Annotated in this window: 1 pseudogene; it reads left to right on the top strand. The window is 34.2% G+C overall.

The annotated features are described in order from the left end of the window. Nucleotides 1–14: 14 nt before the first annotated feature. Nucleotides 15–473, top strand: a pseudogene (locus tag KVT27_RS23645) (DNA-binding protein); the annotation flags it as partial.

Raw genomic sequence — 473 nt, 5'->3', positions numbered from 1 at the left:
TCACATATAAAGGGATTGAATTCAAAGATATGAAGTATTCTTGTGAAAAGGCGATACGAGAAGGGTGGTTTCCTCAAGCAAGAGAGAAAAGTTGGCGCATTAAGGTTTCATATGATCCTCGTAATATGAGCTATATTTATTTGCTAAATGAGGATGATAGAGGCTACGAAGTTTGTACATTATTAGACCATCAAAAACGTTATTCGGATTGTTCACTTTATGATATAGAATATCTTCGCGCCTATGAGAAATATAAACAACAAGAATATAAGCATAAAGAATTGCAGGAAAAAGTAAATTTGGATGCTGAAATAGAATATGTTGTCAAAGGTGCTAAGAAGAAATCAAAAACTGAAAAAATACCGATGAGTAATGCACAACGAACAAAGGGCATTCGGAAAAACAAAGCTTTCGAAAAGGAAGCAAGGCGAAAAGAAGAAGCATTTTTGCTTGCAGAATATAAGGAGATTGAC

It is taken from the genome of Lysinibacillus sp. GbtcB16 (assembly GCF_019091145.1).
Lineage (GTDB): Bacteria > Bacillota > Bacilli > Bacillales_A > Planococcaceae > Lysinibacillus > Lysinibacillus fusiformis.
The sequence above is the reverse complement of the archived record's forward strand: the minus strand, read 5'-3'. Positions and strand labels throughout refer to the sequence as shown.